The organism is Gaoshiqia hydrogeniformans, assembly GCF_049347105.1.
Taxonomy (GTDB): domain Bacteria; phylum Bacteroidota; class Bacteroidia; order Bacteroidales; family Prolixibacteraceae; genus Gaoshiqia; species Gaoshiqia hydrogeniformans.
In genome coordinates, this window is the sequence record NZ_CP186334.1 from 2,072,412 (window position 1) to 2,086,675 (window position 14,264).

At 48.0% G+C, this 14,264-nt stretch carries 14 protein-coding genes; 2 read left to right on the forward strand and 12 right to left on the reverse strand.

Translation table 11 applies throughout. The features are described 5' to 3' along the window. Positions 1-148 precede the first annotated feature (148 nt). From trpA to ACOIT5_RS08350, 7 genes are all read right to left on the reverse strand, one after another. The gene (gene trpA, locus ACOIT5_RS08320) at positions 149-931 is read right to left on the reverse strand and encodes a tryptophan synthase subunit alpha (RefSeq protein ID WP_423130010.1); all 783 of its coding nucleotides are present in this window, start codon (positions 929-931) and stop codon (positions 149-151) included. A 32-nt stretch (positions 932-963) separates the two neighbouring features. Then, a complete protein-coding gene (trpB, locus tag ACOIT5_RS08325; RefSeq protein WP_423130011.1) occupies positions 964-2,145 on the reverse strand; it encodes a tryptophan synthase subunit beta in 1,182 nt (393 codons plus the stop codon). 11 nt (positions 2,146-2,156) lie between these two features. After that, positions 2,157-2,792: a phosphoribosylanthranilate isomerase gene (locus ACOIT5_RS08330; protein ID WP_423130012.1), complete on the reverse strand. Its 636-nt coding sequence runs from the start codon at positions 2,790-2,792 to the stop codon at positions 2,157-2,159. Between the two features lie 50 nt (positions 2,793-2,842). Further along, complete coding sequence (gene trpC, locus ACOIT5_RS08335; RefSeq protein ID WP_423130013.1) at positions 2,843-3,625, reverse strand: indole-3-glycerol phosphate synthase TrpC; 783 nt, start codon at positions 3,623-3,625, stop codon at positions 2,843-2,845. A gap of 93 nt (positions 3,626-3,718) precedes the next feature. After that, positions 3,719-4,711 carry an anthranilate phosphoribosyltransferase gene (trpD, locus tag ACOIT5_RS08340; protein WP_423130014.1) on the reverse strand — a complete coding sequence of 331 codons (993 nt, stop codon included), beginning with the start codon at positions 4,709-4,711 and terminating at the stop codon, positions 3,719-3,721. Between the two features lie 115 nt (positions 4,712-4,826). Further along, entirely contained in the window at positions 4,827-5,396 is a 570-nt protein-coding gene (locus ACOIT5_RS08345; protein ID WP_423130015.1) for an anthranilate synthase component II, read from the reverse strand. 11 nt (positions 5,397-5,407) lie between these two features. Next, on the reverse strand, positions 5,408-6,814 hold the full coding sequence (locus tag ACOIT5_RS08350; RefSeq protein ID WP_423130016.1) for an anthranilate synthase component I family protein: 1,407 nt from the start codon (positions 6,812-6,814) through the stop codon (positions 5,408-5,410). A gap of 350 nt (positions 6,815-7,164) precedes the next feature. Between ACOIT5_RS08350 and ACOIT5_RS08355 the strand changes: the two genes are divergently transcribed. Further along, positions 7,165-8,163, forward strand: coding sequence for a sugar phosphate isomerase/epimerase family protein (locus ACOIT5_RS08355; protein ID WP_423130017.1), 999 nt, complete (start codon positions 7,165-7,167; stop codon positions 8,161-8,163). Between the two features lie 244 nt (positions 8,164-8,407). Here ACOIT5_RS08355 and ACOIT5_RS08360 read toward each other — a convergent pair whose 3' ends face one another. From ACOIT5_RS08360 to ACOIT5_RS08380, 5 genes are all read right to left on the reverse strand, one after another. Further along, positions 8,408-9,094: an NAD(P)H-binding protein gene (locus tag ACOIT5_RS08360; RefSeq protein WP_423130018.1), complete on the reverse strand. Its 687-nt coding sequence runs from the start codon at positions 9,092-9,094 to the stop codon at positions 8,408-8,410. 189 nt (positions 9,095-9,283) lie between these two features. Further along, on the reverse strand, positions 9,284-9,793 hold the full coding sequence (locus ACOIT5_RS08365) for a hypothetical protein (protein ID WP_423130019.1): 510 nt from the start codon (positions 9,791-9,793) through the stop codon (positions 9,284-9,286). An 83-nt stretch (positions 9,794-9,876) separates the two neighbouring features. Then, positions 9,877-10,719, reverse strand: a complete 843-nt coding sequence (locus ACOIT5_RS08370; RefSeq protein WP_423130020.1) for an SDR family oxidoreductase — start codon at positions 10,717-10,719, stop codon at positions 9,877-9,879. A gap of 35 nt (positions 10,720-10,754) precedes the next feature. Next, on the reverse strand, positions 10,755-11,564 hold the full coding sequence (gene ygiD, locus ACOIT5_RS08375; RefSeq protein ID WP_423130021.1) for a 4,5-DOPA dioxygenase extradiol: 810 nt from the start codon (positions 11,562-11,564) through the stop codon (positions 10,755-10,757). A gap of 583 nt (positions 11,565-12,147) precedes the next feature. Next, positions 12,148-13,269 (reverse strand): Sb-PDE family phosphodiesterase, encoded by a 1,122-nt coding sequence (locus ACOIT5_RS08380; RefSeq protein WP_423130022.1) that lies wholly within the window; start codon positions 13,267-13,269, stop codon positions 12,148-12,150. 149 nt (positions 13,270-13,418) lie between these two features. Between ACOIT5_RS08380 and ACOIT5_RS08385 the strand changes: the two genes are divergently transcribed. After that, positions 13,419-14,261 carry an ROK family protein gene (locus ACOIT5_RS08385; protein ID WP_423130023.1) on the forward strand — a complete coding sequence of 281 codons (843 nt, stop codon included), beginning with the start codon at positions 13,419-13,421 and terminating at the stop codon, positions 14,259-14,261. Positions 14,262-14,264: the final 3 nt, after the last annotated feature.

The following is a 14,264-nucleotide window of genomic DNA, read 5'->3' on the forward strand; positions in this document are numbered from 1 at the left end:
AAAATATAAGTTAACAAAGTTTAACAGCCGTGTTTCCATCTGTTTTGCTCTAATAAGCTACTTCTCAGGATGATCAGTAAGCGCGTGGTTTCACTTGTTATAAAACATTCGGGTTGACGAAACCTTGCCCAAAAGAACGGTTTAATGATTAAGATGCGTTTAGAATATGATTAATAAAGTTTGAAACTTTCTCACTTAACGATGAATTTTCATCCAATGCTTTTACAAAGGCGCTGCCGATAATGGCTCCCTGGGCATATTTGCAGGCATTTGTAAAGGTTTCGTGGTTCGAAATTCCGAAACCGATCAGCCGCGGATTCTTCAGTTTCGTGTTTTGAATGCGCTCAAAATAGTCGAGGTGAAAATCGGAAACACGACTTTTTACCCCGGTGGTCGACGAACTGGAGACCATATAGATAAACCCGGTTGACGCTTCATCAATTTCCAGGAGACGTTTTTGGGATGTTTGCGGTGTGATCAGCAAAATGTGGTGCAGCCCGTAACGGTGAAATACCGGCTGATATTCTTCCTGATACACATCCGGCGGCAGATCCGGAAGGATGAGCCCGTCGATACCAACCTCGGCGCATTTTTTACAAAAGTTTTCAACCCCAAACTGAATAACCGGGTTCAGGTAACCCATTAAAATGAGAGGGATCGCTACTTTTTCACGAATACCCTGTAACTGTTCAAACAGTTTTTTGATAGTCATCCCGTTGTTCAGCGAAACCAGGCTGCTGTGCTGAATGATCGGCCCGTCGGCTACCGGATCGGAAAAAGGCATGCCAATCTCAATCAGGTCGACGCCGTTTCTGACCAATTCTTCGATGATCGAAACCGTGTCGTCCAGTTTCGGATAACCTGCCGTAAAGTAAACCGACAGGATATTTTCTTTTTTATTTTGAAATAGTTGGTTGATTCTGTTTTTCATGATAATCAATTTAAGCCCTCGTTGATGAAGGATTAATACCCAAAATAAGTTAAATATGCTTCCATATCTTTATCGCCGCGCCCTGAGAGGTTGATGACGTTTACGTCTTCCGGTTTCAGGTCGATTTTTTTCAGCGCGGCCAGGGCATGGGCCGATTCCAGGGCCGGAATGATTCCTTCCAGTTGGGTGAGTTCCAGGGCGGCATCCAGCACTTCATCATCGGTTGCCCACAGGTATTTGGCCCGTTTGGTGGCAAACAAATTGGCGTGCATGGGGCCGATACCCGGGTAATCCAGTCCTGCAGAAATGGAATAGGGCTCAATAATCTGCCCGTCGTCGGTTTGCATCACGTACGAGCGCGAACTATGCAGCACACCGGGCTTACCAAGGGTGAGTGTTGCAGCGCTCTCGTTGGTGTCGATGCCTTTTCCTGCTGCTTCAACACCAATGAGCTCCACGCTTTCATTCTCCAGAAAATGGTAAAATGCGCCGGCGGCATTGCTTCCTCCTCCCACGCAGGCCAGCACACGGGTGGGCAGTTCGCGGCCAATTTGCTCGTCGAGCTGCCATTTTATCTCTTCGCTGATCACCGATTGAAAACGGGCTACCATATCCGGGTAAGGGTGTGGCCCTACCACCGAGCCAATGATGTAGTGCGTATCCACCGGATTGTTAATCCAGTCGCGCATGGCTTCGTTGGTGGCGTCTTTCAGGGTTTTGTTCCCCGACTCGGCTGGGATGACCTGAGCGCCCAGCATGTGCATTTTTTTCACGTTCGGAGCCTGGCGTTGTACATCCAGCGCACCCATATAAACAATGCACTCCAGGCCCATCAGGGCGCAAACAGTCGCTGTGGCGACACCGTGTTGCCCGGCCCCGGTTTCGGCAATAATGCGTTTTTTGTTTAAGGCCTTTGCCAGTAAAATCTGACCGATTGTATTGTTTATTTTATGCGAACCGGTGTGATTCAGGTCCTCACGCTTCAGGTAAACGTGGCTTTGATAACGCTCGGACATGCGTTTGGCATAATACAGCGGCGACGGCCGCCCGACATAGTGTTTCAACAGGTTGATAAAGTCTTGCCGAAAGTTGTATGAATTGATAATCTCCATATACTTTTCCTGCAGTTCTTCAATATTCGGATGCATCATCTCCGGGATGAAAGCCCCTCCGAATTCTCCGTAATAACCTTTTCGATTGACTTGGTAGTTCATATTCAGGATGTTTAATAGTTTCTTATTTTTTGAATAAAAGAAGCAGTTTTCGCAGCATCTTTCAGACCGGGTCTCAGTTCGAAGCCGCTGTTTATATCCAGGGCAACCAGTTGCGGATGATCCATCTTCAGGATGTCGCCGGCATCGTCCGGACCAATTCCGCCACTCAGGAAAAAGGGGACCGGCCCACGGTAACGGTTCAGAATTTTCCAGTTAAACTTTTCACCGGTACCCCCGGGCAACTTTCCTTTGGTGTCGAAAAGAAAATAGTCGACTGCTGGAATGTAATCGTCCAATTGGCTGAAATCAAAATCATCATCCAGCGGGAAGGCTTTCAGAACCATCAACCCGTGGTCGCGAATCCAGCGACAGTATTCCGGCGGTTCGGCCCCGTGGAGTTGGGCAACCTCCAGCCTGTATTTTTTGCAAACCGACAGAAGCTGTTCTTTTTCTTCGTTCACAAAAACGCCCGCTTTTTTTATGGTTGAAGGAACCCGTTTAAAAATAGTTTCGTCCGGATTTTCACCCACAAAGCGTTTTGACTTTGGGTAGAAAATAAAGCCGATGAAGTCAGGCATGGCAGCACAAACAGCGTCGATATTTTCCGGGTTTCGCATCCCGCAAACTTTTAGTTTCAGATTTTTCATTTTTTTAATCGTATTTGCCTGATGACTTCAGGTAGCCGGTCAACGGACGGTTACAGATGCTTTATAAAATCCGCGCATGCCTTGGCCGGATTGTCGGTTTTCATGAAGTTTTCGCCCATTAAAAATCCGTCATAACCGGCTTTACGCAGGTAGTGAATATCTTCGGCCGACGAAAGACCGCTCTCCGAGATCCGCAGCATGGTTTCGGGCAGTAAACGGCTCAGCCGGACCGATGTTTCCACATCCACTTCAAAGGTTTTCAGGTTACGGTTATTCACGCCAACCAAATCCACCATCGGGTTTAGTTTTTCAATTTCTTCTTCGGTGTGCACTTCAACCAGTACTTCCAGTTCCAGTTCTTTGGCAATTTCAGTCAGTTTCAGCATCTCTTCCCTGCTCAGGCTGGCCGCGATCAGCAAAATCAGGTCGGCGCCATGCGCTTTGGCCTCGTATACCTGGTAGGGGTCAAGCATGAAATCTTTGCGTAAGATCGGTGTTCGTTGATTGGCCGAACGGGCTTTGGCCAGGTTCTCAAATGAACCGCCAAAGTAATTTTGGTCAGTAAGGACCGATAAGCCGGATACGCCTGCCTGTACATATCCCGAAGTAACTTCGCTTACTTCAGCCTGAGCGTTGATCACGCCTTTCGATGGCGATTTGGTTTTGAACTCGGCAATAATGCCGCTGGCGCCGGGCACTTGCAGCGCGGCTTTCAACGAGTTGGTTTTGCGTTGAAAAAAAGGCGACCGCTTTAAATCGTCAATGCTGATTTTTGATTTTGCCGCTTCCAGCTCGCGGCGTTTGTTGGCATTTATTTGGTCTAATATGGTCATGAGAAATATTGTTTGAAATTTCAAAAACAGTTGCTGTTTAGCTGCATGTTTCAGTTAATATGTAATTTCCTTTCAACCTGCTGCGGCTGAACACTATTTCGCGGCCATCAGTTTTCTAAAAACGTTGAAGGCCTTTTTACTGTTGAGCGCTTCGCCGGCTTCGGCCACGCAATCAGCCAGCGTCCGGTCGGGGAACATACATTTGATACCGAGGGCCGCATTGGCAATCACTACGTTTTTCTGGGCCGTGGTGGCGCTCCCTTCCAGAACATTTTTAAAGATTTTGGCGGCATCTTCAACCGACTTGCCCCCCGATAATTCTTCCTGTCTCAGGGTTTCGAAGCCAAAATCGGCTGGCGACAGGTTATCTTCGGTTTCTTTTGAAACATAGCGGGCGTCGCCGGTCAGCGAAATTTCGTCGTAACCATCCAAGCTGTGCACAATCAGAAAATTCTGTTGGCTGTCGCTGAAAACCTGGTGGTAGAGGTCCATGATGTCGAGACCGGAAACACCGACTAATTGATTTTTAGGGAACGACGGGTTGATGATGGGCCCCATCATATTAAACAGGGTGCGTACTTTCAGCGCTTTGCGCACAGGTCCCACATTTTTCATTGCCGGATGAAACAGGGGGGCATGGAGGAAGCAAATACCGGTATCTTCGAGTTCGCGGCGTAATTTGGCGGGATCGTTGCTGAACTGATACCCGTAGTATTCGAACATGTTAGATGCTCCGCTTACCGAGGATAAACCGTAGTTCCCGTGTTTGGTGACCTTATAGCCGGCTCCCGCCAATACAAAACAACTGGCTGTTGAAATGTTGAAGGTATTCTTACCGTCTCCGCCCGTGCCAACCACATCAATGGTATTGTATGCCGAAAAATCGACCGCCACGCACAGGTCGAGCAGCGCCTGGCGGAAACCGGCCAGTTCTTCCGGCCTGATCCGGCGCATCCGGAAAACGGTCAGGAACGAAGCAATTTCCGCTTCCGAAAACCGCCCTTCCGCGATCCGGGTCAGGATGTTTCGGGCTTCATCCCGGGAGAGGCTGTGCCCTTCGAACAGGTAGTTTAAGGTGTCTTTCATATAATTTTAAGTTCGGGGGTTTGAGTTTCAAATTCCAAGTTTCAAATTCCAAATTCCAGGTTTCAGGTTCCAGGTTGAGTTTTTGGGTACGTGAATGATCCTTTTCGGGAGGGCCTTAATGCTTCAACCAGTTTTCAATGATCTTTTCGCCCAGCGGGGTGAGAACCGATTCAGGATGAAACTGTACGCCGCGTACGTCCAGTTGCTTGTGTTTCATCGACATGATCTGTCCGTTCCCATCCAGACTGGTCACTTCAAGGCAATCGGGCAACCCATCCCGGTCAACAATCCAGGAGTGATAGCGGCCGGCATCAAATTGCTCCGGGAGCCCTTCAAACAAAACCGGATCGGCGCTGACCTGCGACACCGGCGTTGCCATGCCGTGCAGCACCTGGTTCATATTGGTCAGCTTAGCTCCAAAAACTTCGCCAATGGCCTGGTGACCAAGACAAACCCCGAATATACTTTTCCGGCCTGCATATGCACGAATGATATCCATCAGCAGACCGGCTTCTTCGGGAAGGCCCGGGCCGGGAGAAAGCACAATCTTATCGTATTTCTCCAGCTCGCCCAGTTCCAGTTCGTCGTTTCGGATTACGTCGACCGGGAGGCCGGATATTTTTTTGATCGCATGCACCAAATTGTAGGTGAATGAATCGTAATTATCGATGATGACTATTTTCATGTTGTAAGAGATTAAATTTCTTTGGCAATTTCAATGGCTTTTTTCAGCGCGGCCAGCTTGTTGTTTACTTCCTGCAATTCGTTTTCTTCTACCGAGCCCGCTACGATTCCGGCCCCGGCCTGATAATAAAGCGTATGGTCTTTGCTCAGGAACGACCGGATCATGATGGCGTGGTTCAGGCTGTTATCGAAACCTATAAAACCTATGGTTCCGCCGTAATAGCTGCGTCGTTGGTTTTCGTAGCGGTCAATCAGTTGCATGGCCATGTGTTTTGGCGCGCCCGAAAGGGTTCCGGCAGGAAACGAATCGCCCAGAACGGCAACCATATTGGTATTTTCGGGCAGACGGCCGGATACTTCAGACACCAGGTGGATGACGTGCGAAAAATATTGAACTTCGCGGAAACTGTCCACTTTTACATCATCGGCATTCCGGCTCAGGTCATTTCGTGCCAAATCGACCAGCATTACGTGTTCCGCATTTTCTTTCGGGTCGGCACATAACTTTTCGGCCAGTACACGGTCTTGCTCATCATTTCCTGTTCTGCGAAAAGTGCCTGCAATCGGATTGATAATCGCGCGTTCTTTTTTGATCCGCAATTCGGCTTCCGGGCTGGACCCGAAGATTCGAAAGTCGCCGTAATCAAAAAAGAATAGGTATGGCGACGGGTTAACGGTCCTCAAAGCCCGGTACAAATTAAAATCATCGCCTTTGTATTTTTGTGAAAACTGCCTCGACAACACGATCTGGAAAACGTCGCCCCGGTAACAATGTTCTTTTCCTTTGGTCACCATTCGCCGGTATTCGTCGTCGGTGATATTTGAAGCTTCATCTCCCTCGGTGTCGAATTTAGTCGTCGGGAACGAAAGATTTTTCAATAAGGATTCAATCTGTCCCATCTCCGGGATTTCGCCTTCAGGCAGGTTTTCGATCAGCGAGATCATATCCTTGGAATGATCAATGGCCAGAATGTACTTGTAAAAACAGTATTTGACTTCGGGAATCGAATAGCTTTCTTTCTTTTCGGCGGCGATGTCGATTTTTTCGAAGTACCTGACCGAATCGTAGCTCAGATAACCAAACAGCCCGTTGGCCGGCGCATCAGCCGTATCGCCCGATAAGCGGAACGACTGGAAGAAGGCATTTAATTCGCGGGCAACGGTATGCTGGTCTGCGATGGCTGTTCTCCTGACTTGGCGGCCTTTATTTTCGATGCTGATTTCTCCTTCGTCGGCAGTGAAGCAGCTCAGCGGTTTGATGCAGATAAACGAGTAGGCATTTTCGTTGCCGTGGTAGTCCGAACTTTCCAGCAGGATCGATTGCGGGAACAATTCGCGAAACTTCAGATAAACGCTTACCGGGGTGAGCGTATCAGCTAGGATTTTTTTTACAGTGACTTTTACGTTAATCGGATTCATATATCATTTTTTTAATTTTTTTGCATAAAAAAAGCGGCTTACCGTGTTCCGATAAGCCGCTTCTTCATTCATGACAGGCATGACAGCTACTTCTCTCCACGGTATTGTGAAAAGTTTCTGTGCCACCACCAATTTTTCGACATGAATGTGTTCATCGTTATATTCTTAAAAATACCAATATGGCTATTACCTTCTTGTAAGAAGAAGACCCCACCACGGAAGCCATATTGTATTTATATTTTCACTAAATTGTGGTGTAAAAGAATGAATTATTTCAATTAAATGCAAATTTTAGTTCCGGTCAATTTAAAATGATCCCGTTTTTTAACCATTTATTTATTGAAACAGACATGAAAACGAATTTAAACAGGCGTTCATTTATTCGGGAATCGGCCATTGCGACAGGCGCAATATGGACGGTCCCAAATTTGGCGTTCAGTTCGTCCAAAAAAGAATTATTCAAGATATCGCTGGCCGAGTGGTCGGTGAATGAGCTTATTTTCGGGAAGGCCCGCGAATTGGGCTGGGAAAAATTCACCCACATGCTGAACAACGATTTTGACAGCATTGAGAAAGGGGCTGCGATGAAAAATATCGAGTTTCCGGCTTATGCCCGAAGCCTCGGCATCGATGCGGTGGAGTATGTAAATACCTGCTTTTTTGATAAGGCAAAAAACCAGGCTTACCTGAGAGATTTGAAAAAAGCCTGTGATGATGAGGGGGTGAAATCCTTGCTGATTATGTGTGATTCGGAGGGAATGGTTGGCGCCCCTGCCCGCGAAGAACGTTTGCAGACACTGGAGAACCACAAGAAATGGATCGACGCGGCGGCTTTCCTGGGCTGCCATTCTGTTCGGGTAAATGCAGGCAGCCAGGGCAGCTACGAAGAACAGCAGAAACTGGCGGCCGATGGCTTGCGCCTGCTGTGCGAGTACGGCGACCAGGCGAAGATTAATATTTTAGTCGAAAATCACGGCGGGTTTTCAAGCGATGCTCAGTGGCTTTCGGGCGTCATGAAAATGACTGATCACTCCAGGGTGGGTACTTTGCCCGATTTTGCCAACTTCCGGATCAGCTATGACCCCGAAAAATGGTATGACCGCTACCGGGGAGTGGCCGAGTTAATGCCTTTTGCCAAAGCTGTGAGCGCAAAATCGTACGATTTTGATGAATTTGGACATGTGATTGAAACCGACTATTATCAGATGATTGAGATTGTGTTGGAAGCGGGTTATCGGGGTTATATCGGGATTGAATACGAAGGGAGCAAACTGGCTCCCCGCGAAGGCGTCCTGGCAACCAAACAATTACTGGAAAAGGTAAGGGACGAGTATGCAGACAAATCGTAAAACATGCCCGATAATTATCCCTGAAAATGAAACTATGTGTCGATAATGGACGTATTGAACAATACAGCTTTGCAGATTTTTTCACACTTAATTTTATCTGGGGTTGATTGGTTGAGCAACTGCAAAGCAGAAAAGGTAATTTTAGTTGTTTGTTTAGAGGGAAGCGGTGGGAAGGCCCACCGCTTTTCTGTTTGTTTGGAACATCATTCCCATAGTTATGTTCTGTGTGCCGCAATTCGATGGCTCATCCCAATTCCCTTTTCGACAGATCTTTAATATCCTTCGCCTCAAGAATCCAAACCCGGTCCGACGATTCAATAAATGCACTGTTAATCATGGCGCTGGCGAAGTCGGACAGTCTTAAAATGGCTTTGGGGAAAACCGGACGGAGCAGCAGCAGCAACCATTTCAGGTATTTGACCGACTGGTATGTCTGGTTGGGTTTCACCTTTAAATAGGGGATTAAGGCACCCGGCCTGAAATTACAGACCTGTTTGAAGGGCAGTTTCATCAAATCATTTTCGGTTTTTCCTTTCACGCGTGCCCACATGGTGCGCCCTTTTTCGCTGCTGTCGGTGCCGGCGCCCGAAATATAGCAGAAGGTCATGGCCGGGTTGACTTCGACAAGCAGTTTCGCAAAATCCATTGTCAGGGTATAGGTGAGGCGGGTATAGGTGGCTTCGTCCATACCCAGCGACGATACGCCGATGCAAAAAAAGCAAGCGTCGTAGTCTTTTAAGTCGTCCTTAAGTGACGAGGCGTCGGACAAGTCGGGCAACACCACTTCTATGAGTTTTGGGTGTTGCAAACCCGATGTGCGACGGTTGATAACCAATATTTTGTTGATAGACCTACGCTTGATGCATTGGTCCAACACGCTTTCGCCAATCATGCCTGTGGCGCCGGTGATAATGACGTTTATTTTTCTCATGAATGCCAATTTTTAAAACTTACAATATGCAAAGCAATCTGAATCATTTGAGAATTCACACCATCTACTGGTTGTCATCTCCTTTTTGTCGGTAGCCAAAGCTCATGCACATGCAGCCCATCCCCAAGGCCGAGACTTCTGAGTTGCTGTTGCCAAGTATTCTCTTTTGAATGTTGGATATTGACTTCCTTACTTCGCATTTTCCAACACCCCCGTAATCACTTCGCGGGTGTATAACTCCTCAGCGCCCCACATTTTGGCCACGGCCAACAGCTTGTCCGCCAGCAGGGGGATGTCGGTTTCAGGAATATTCCCCTCTTTTAAGGTGACCGGTGCGCCGATTTTCGAGTACCATGCTTTCAAGGCATCAATGCCCGTATCGGCGCCGTCCACACCAAACATGTTCTTTGCAAACTGCCCGAAACGCTTTGGAAGGTGCTGCTTTTGCCACTTCATCCATGCCGGCATGATGATGGACAAACCCGCGCCGCGGGCTATGTTGTATTCGGCCGACAGGGTATGTTCCAAAAAGTGGGCGTCGAACCGGTTGTTTTCCACGCCGCAAAAGGTGGTGAAGTTGAGCGCCTGCGTGGTGGCCCAGGCAAATTCGGCACGTGCGTCGTAACCATTGGCGTCGGCCGGCAATATTTCGGTGGTGCGCATCACCGTTTTCAGGATGTTCTCCACGTATCCGGCCATGTATTGGCCAATCCGTTTTTCTTTGTCCTGCCCAACACCCGATGATCGGATGTTGGACAGACTAATTCATACGCGCTGAACGCTTACAAGGCCAACCTCACCGTTTCTGCCAATGGCGTGGTGGGCCGGCCAATGAGCTTTGATAGTTGTTGCCCGTTGTCGAACAAATCGCCTTTCGAAACACTCACATCCCAGCTGGCAATAGCCCCGGCAAATGCTTTGGGGAGATTGAAGCTCTCAAGTATTTTAGCATATTCCGCTTCGGGCAGGTCTTTGTACGGGATGTCCTTACCGCTTTGTCTGGATATTTCGGCCGCTAAATCGCTGAGCGTATAGGCTGTGTCGCCCGCCAGCTCATATACTTTTCCTTTGTGGCTTTCATCGGTCAAAACGGTAGCAGCGGCCTCGGCAAAATCGGTGCGTGCGGCCGATGATATTTTACCCATACCCGCGCTGCCAATGAAGGCGCCACCGGCCAACGCACCGCCAATCGATCCGGTATAGTTTTCGGTGTACCAGCCATTTCGCAGGATGGTGTAGTCAATACCCGAATCTTTCAACAATTTTTCTGTTTCCAGATGTTCGCCCGCCAGATTTAAGGTGGTGGTATTGGCATGCAACAAACTGGTGTAAATCAACCATTTGATGCCGGATGCTTTGGCCGCCCCAATCACATTTTTGTGTTGGCTGGCACGTTGGCCTATTTCGTTCGACGAAATAAGCAACAGCCTGTCAATCCCTTTTAGCTGTTCGGCCAGGCCTTCGGGCCGGGCGTAGTCGAACGGACGGATTTCCACGCCCAACTCCTTTGCCTTTTCGGGGTTTCGTACCAACGCAACGATGCTTTCGGTACCTACTTTTGCTTTTAATTGTTCAACAACCAGTTTGCCTAGCTGACCGGTTGCTCCTGTTACTGCTATTTTCATTTTCTTTGTATGGTCTTCTTTTCTCATTTAGATGCTCATCCAATCTTTACCGAGGTCATTGTTAAAGAGCCGCCAACCGGCTCATCATTAAATATGGTTATTTCATCTTTTTGATCCTGCAACGCCAAGGCATATAGTAAGGGCAAATAATGATCGGGCGTTGGGATGGCCAGCTCAAAGGCTTTTCCCTGTTTCGAAAAGTTTACCAGCTCCTTGTGATTTCCTTCACTAATGAATTTCTTCATCTTTTCGTTGGCCTCAATGGCCCAATCGTAGCCATAGTTTTCGTTCAGCTTTTGCCAGTGAACCATGCCCAGGTTGTGCACCATATTGCCGCTGCCCACAATTAGGATGCCTTTGTGCCGTAACGTGTAAAGTTCCCTGGCCAGCTCGTAATGCTGTTGCGGGTTTTTGAAATAGTCGAGGCTCAGCTGTATCACCGGGATGTTCGCCCTGGGGTACATGTGCCGGATGACCGTCCAGGCGCCGTGGTCGAGTCCCCATTTCTCGTCGAACGCTATCTCGGCGCTTTTGGCCAGGCCCTTCACTTCATTGGCCAATTGGGGTTTTCCGGGGGCAGGATACTGAATTTCGTACAGCGCTTTGGGAAAACCGCCAAAATCATGAATGGTTTTTGGACTTTCCATAGCTGTTACCTGCGTCCCTTTGGTTTCCCAATGGGCCGACACCACCATGATGGCTTTTGGCGTTTCAATCTCCAATGAAATATTCCGGAACCCGCGAACAAACTCGTTCTCCTCGATTGCATTCATCGGACTGCCGTGTCCCAGAAAAAGCACCGGCATTTTGGGTGTGTTTCCCAATGGTTGGTTTAATAGGTTCATAGCATTCAATTTTTTGCCAACTGCAAATCCGAAGGCTGCGGTTAATAACGACTTTATAAATGTGTTCCTCTCCATCACGACTAGTTTAACGCTTTTTCTATATCGACTGTTCACGACTGGCGTACAACACTCAACAGGCTTGGCAAATTCTCACAAAGCAAGCTGAATGTCGATAATGAAGATGTCGTCAATAACTTTGTCGCTCAGGTTATCGAAAAATGATTTGGAGCCGTAACGCACATCGTATCTCGAGCGGGCACGCGCTGAAACACTTCGGGATGCTCTTTCAGCATGTCGTTGTATCGGTCCATTTTTTTTAGTAATAGAGTAGCTTGTTGTCTTCGTTCATTTCCATATTGCCTATGAATTGGGCTTCAAATACCCGCAGCATTTTACCTGGATGTTCAAGAAGAATGCCGGACTATTGCCCAACGAATTTAGGCTGTTGAATTAGGCACAAATCGATTCTCTTTCGTCGCGACGAGGCGTTAGCGGGCGATGTGCAATTGGCATTCTAATCCTATTTTGGCCCTGCAGGACAGTCCCTTTGAAGCCAAAATGCCAATAGAAACAGAAGAAACTTCTATTTGTTTGGAACATCAATATTTACGGGCAGGGCCTCGCCTTTTTTGGTGATCAGGTTGGTTGCTTCGTAAAACATTCTCAAGGTATTCATTTGGCCGACTTCATCCGAGGTGCCGGTCAGTTCGATGGATACAGTTCGTCCGGGCTCCAGCAGAATTTCGGGGGGGCAGGAAAATCCGACCGAGGGCTGACGTTGTTTCAGCCTGAACGGGATATCGCTGTTGTTGAATATCTGCAGGCGACTCACCTCCTGGTTTTTTAATCCGATCTTTTTGTTTTTTATTTTGATCGAGTTGATAAAAATAGGTGTCAGGAAACGTCTTTCGCCCATGATGGTGTCTTTAAAATAAACAGCGGTCCGTTGGTCGATCAGGGCTGCTTTTACAGCCTCTTCGGTTTTATCCACCGCGAATACCAGGGTGAGCGGACGGGGGTTTCTGTCTGCGTTGTAAACCATTCCTGCCGGGGCATGGATGTCTGAGTTGGCCAGGATCGTCAGGTTTTTTTCGTCTGCCCACCTGAGCGCTTCCGGGTAGTGTTCACGGTCGTTAAAAACCTCAATTCCTTTTAAAATACCGGCATTCAGCAGCCGGGTATGTTCTTTCCACCAAAGGGTTTCCTGGGGTTGCTGGGCTTTCCATCCGGGATGGTTCCAAAAAATGAACGCGCCTTGTTCCTTAGCTTCCACGCAGGCTTCCCACCAGTCTTCACGTTCAATCAGATTGGCGTTCTTAATAAAAATGGCATTCAGGTGTCCCGGAGGCATGCTCCGGGTAATTTCGGTTCCGCGGATAAGCAAAATGCCCATTTGGTCGGCCAGGGGTTTGGCCACTTCGTACGAACGATTATGATCGGCATCCATATCTTGCGAATGAGGGAGATACTCAATGTGGTCGGTGATGGAGATCACATCCAGTCCGTCCATCCACGCTTCTTCAACGCGGACGGTTGGCCAGACATCGCCGTCGGAAAAAACCGTGTGCATGTGGAAGTCGCACTTCAGCGTTTGATAACCTAAAATATCAGGAATCGAAATTTCCCTGCGACTTTGAGCAGAACTGTCGGGAGAAGTGATGAAAAAAGCGATAAAAAAAATAAAGGCTGATTTTAGCAAATTCATGATGCACGATTTTTACGCAAAAATATATAAATCCTTTGGCTTGATAACATTAAGTCTGTTAAAGAATTGTTTTTTATAAGCTTGAATTCTGTTTCGAAAGGTTAATTTTACATGAACCAAAAAATAGTTCCGAATCAAAACGAAATGGTATGAAGATTATTGGAGTTGATATTGGCGGCACAAAAATCGAAGCCGCTTTGATTGACGGTAACCGGATCATCCGGATGGATACGTTTCCCACACCGGCCGACCAGTCGAAAGAGTTTGTTGTAAAGGCGGTTGGCGACCTGATTGAACGATTATTTTTGCCTGATGTTGAAGGTATTGGCATTGGTGTTCCCGGCCTGGTTGATTTGGACACCAATGAGGTGATTGATGTGATTAATATTCCGTCGTGGGACCGCGTTCCGTTGAAACAGATCCTGGAAAGCCGTTTCGGAATACCGGTGTTTGTGAATAATGACGCCAATTGCTTTGCTGTTGGCGAAAAATATTTCGGCAAAGGGGCAGCCTACCGGAACTTTGTGGGCATTGCGTTGGGTACCGGACTTGGCGCCGGCATCATCATCAACGACCATCTGTATTCGGGCCGTTTTTGCGGGGCAGGCGAGTTCGGAAGCTCGTACTACCTCGATAAAACCACCGAAGCTTATGCCAGCGGACAGTTTTTCAAAGACCAGCACCTGAACGGTTCTGAAATGGCTGAAAAGGCGGCGGCCGGTGACCCGGAAGCCCAAAAGCTTTTTGATGAATTTGGCCGGCACATTGGACGTGCCATTGCCAATATCCTGTTTGCACTGGCTCCCGAGGCCATTGTGCTGGGAGGTTCGGCCAGCCGTTCTTTTCCTTTATTTGAAAAAGGAATGCGCTCGGTACTCGAAAACGAATTTCCATACCAGCGGCTTTACAGGGCTTTGGCCATTGAAATTTCCGATTTGAAAAACAGCGCCGTTTTAGGGGCCTCTTCCCTGGTGCTCGATGCCTTAAATTAGAAC

Bases quoted from the DNA above. Each gene is read 5' to 3' on its own strand.
- trpA (WP_423130010.1), bottom strand. From the start codon at position 931: ATGAAAAACAGAATCAACCAACTATTTCAAAATAAAAAAGAAAATATC.
- trpB (WP_423130011.1), bottom strand. From the start codon at position 2,145: ATGAACTACCAAGTCAATCGAAAAGGTTATTACGGAGAATTCGGAGGG.
- ACOIT5_RS08330 (WP_423130012.1), bottom strand. From the start codon at position 2,792: ATGAAAAATCTGAAACTAAAAGTTTGCGGGATGCGAAACCCGGAAAAT.
- trpC (WP_423130013.1), bottom strand. From the start codon at position 3,625: ATGACCATATTAGACCAAATAAATGCCAACAAACGCCGCGAGCTGGAA.
- trpD (WP_423130014.1), bottom strand. From the start codon at position 4,711: ATGAAAGACACCTTAAACTACCTGTTCGAAGGGCACAGCCTCTCCCGG.
- ACOIT5_RS08345 (WP_423130015.1), bottom strand. From the start codon at position 5,396: ATGAAAATAGTCATCATCGATAATTACGATTCATTCACCTACAATTTG.
- ACOIT5_RS08350 (WP_423130016.1), bottom strand. From the start codon at position 6,814: ATGAATCCGATTAACGTAAAAGTCACTGTAAAAAAAATCCTAGCTGAT.
- ACOIT5_RS08355 (WP_423130017.1), top strand. From the start codon at position 7,165: ATGAAAACGAATTTAAACAGGCGTTCATTTATTCGGGAATCGGCCATT.
- ACOIT5_RS08360 (WP_423130018.1), bottom strand. From the start codon at position 9,094: ATGAGAAAAATAAACGTCATTATCACCGGCGCCACAGGCATGATTGGC.
- ACOIT5_RS08365 (WP_423130019.1), bottom strand. From the start codon at position 9,793: ATGGCCGGATACGTGGAGAACATCCTGAAAACGGTGATGCGCACCACC.
- ACOIT5_RS08370 (WP_423130020.1), bottom strand. From the start codon at position 10,719: ATGAAAATAGCAGTAACAGGAGCAACCGGTCAGCTAGGCAAACTGGTT.
- ygiD (WP_423130021.1), bottom strand. From the start codon at position 11,564: ATGAACCTATTAAACCAACCATTGGGAAACACACCCAAAATGCCGGTG.
- ACOIT5_RS08380 (WP_423130022.1), bottom strand. From the start codon at position 13,269: ATGAATTTGCTAAAATCAGCCTTTATTTTTTTTATCGCTTTTTTCATC.
- ACOIT5_RS08385 (WP_423130023.1), top strand. From the start codon at position 13,419: ATGAAGATTATTGGAGTTGATATTGGCGGCACAAAAATCGAAGCCGCT.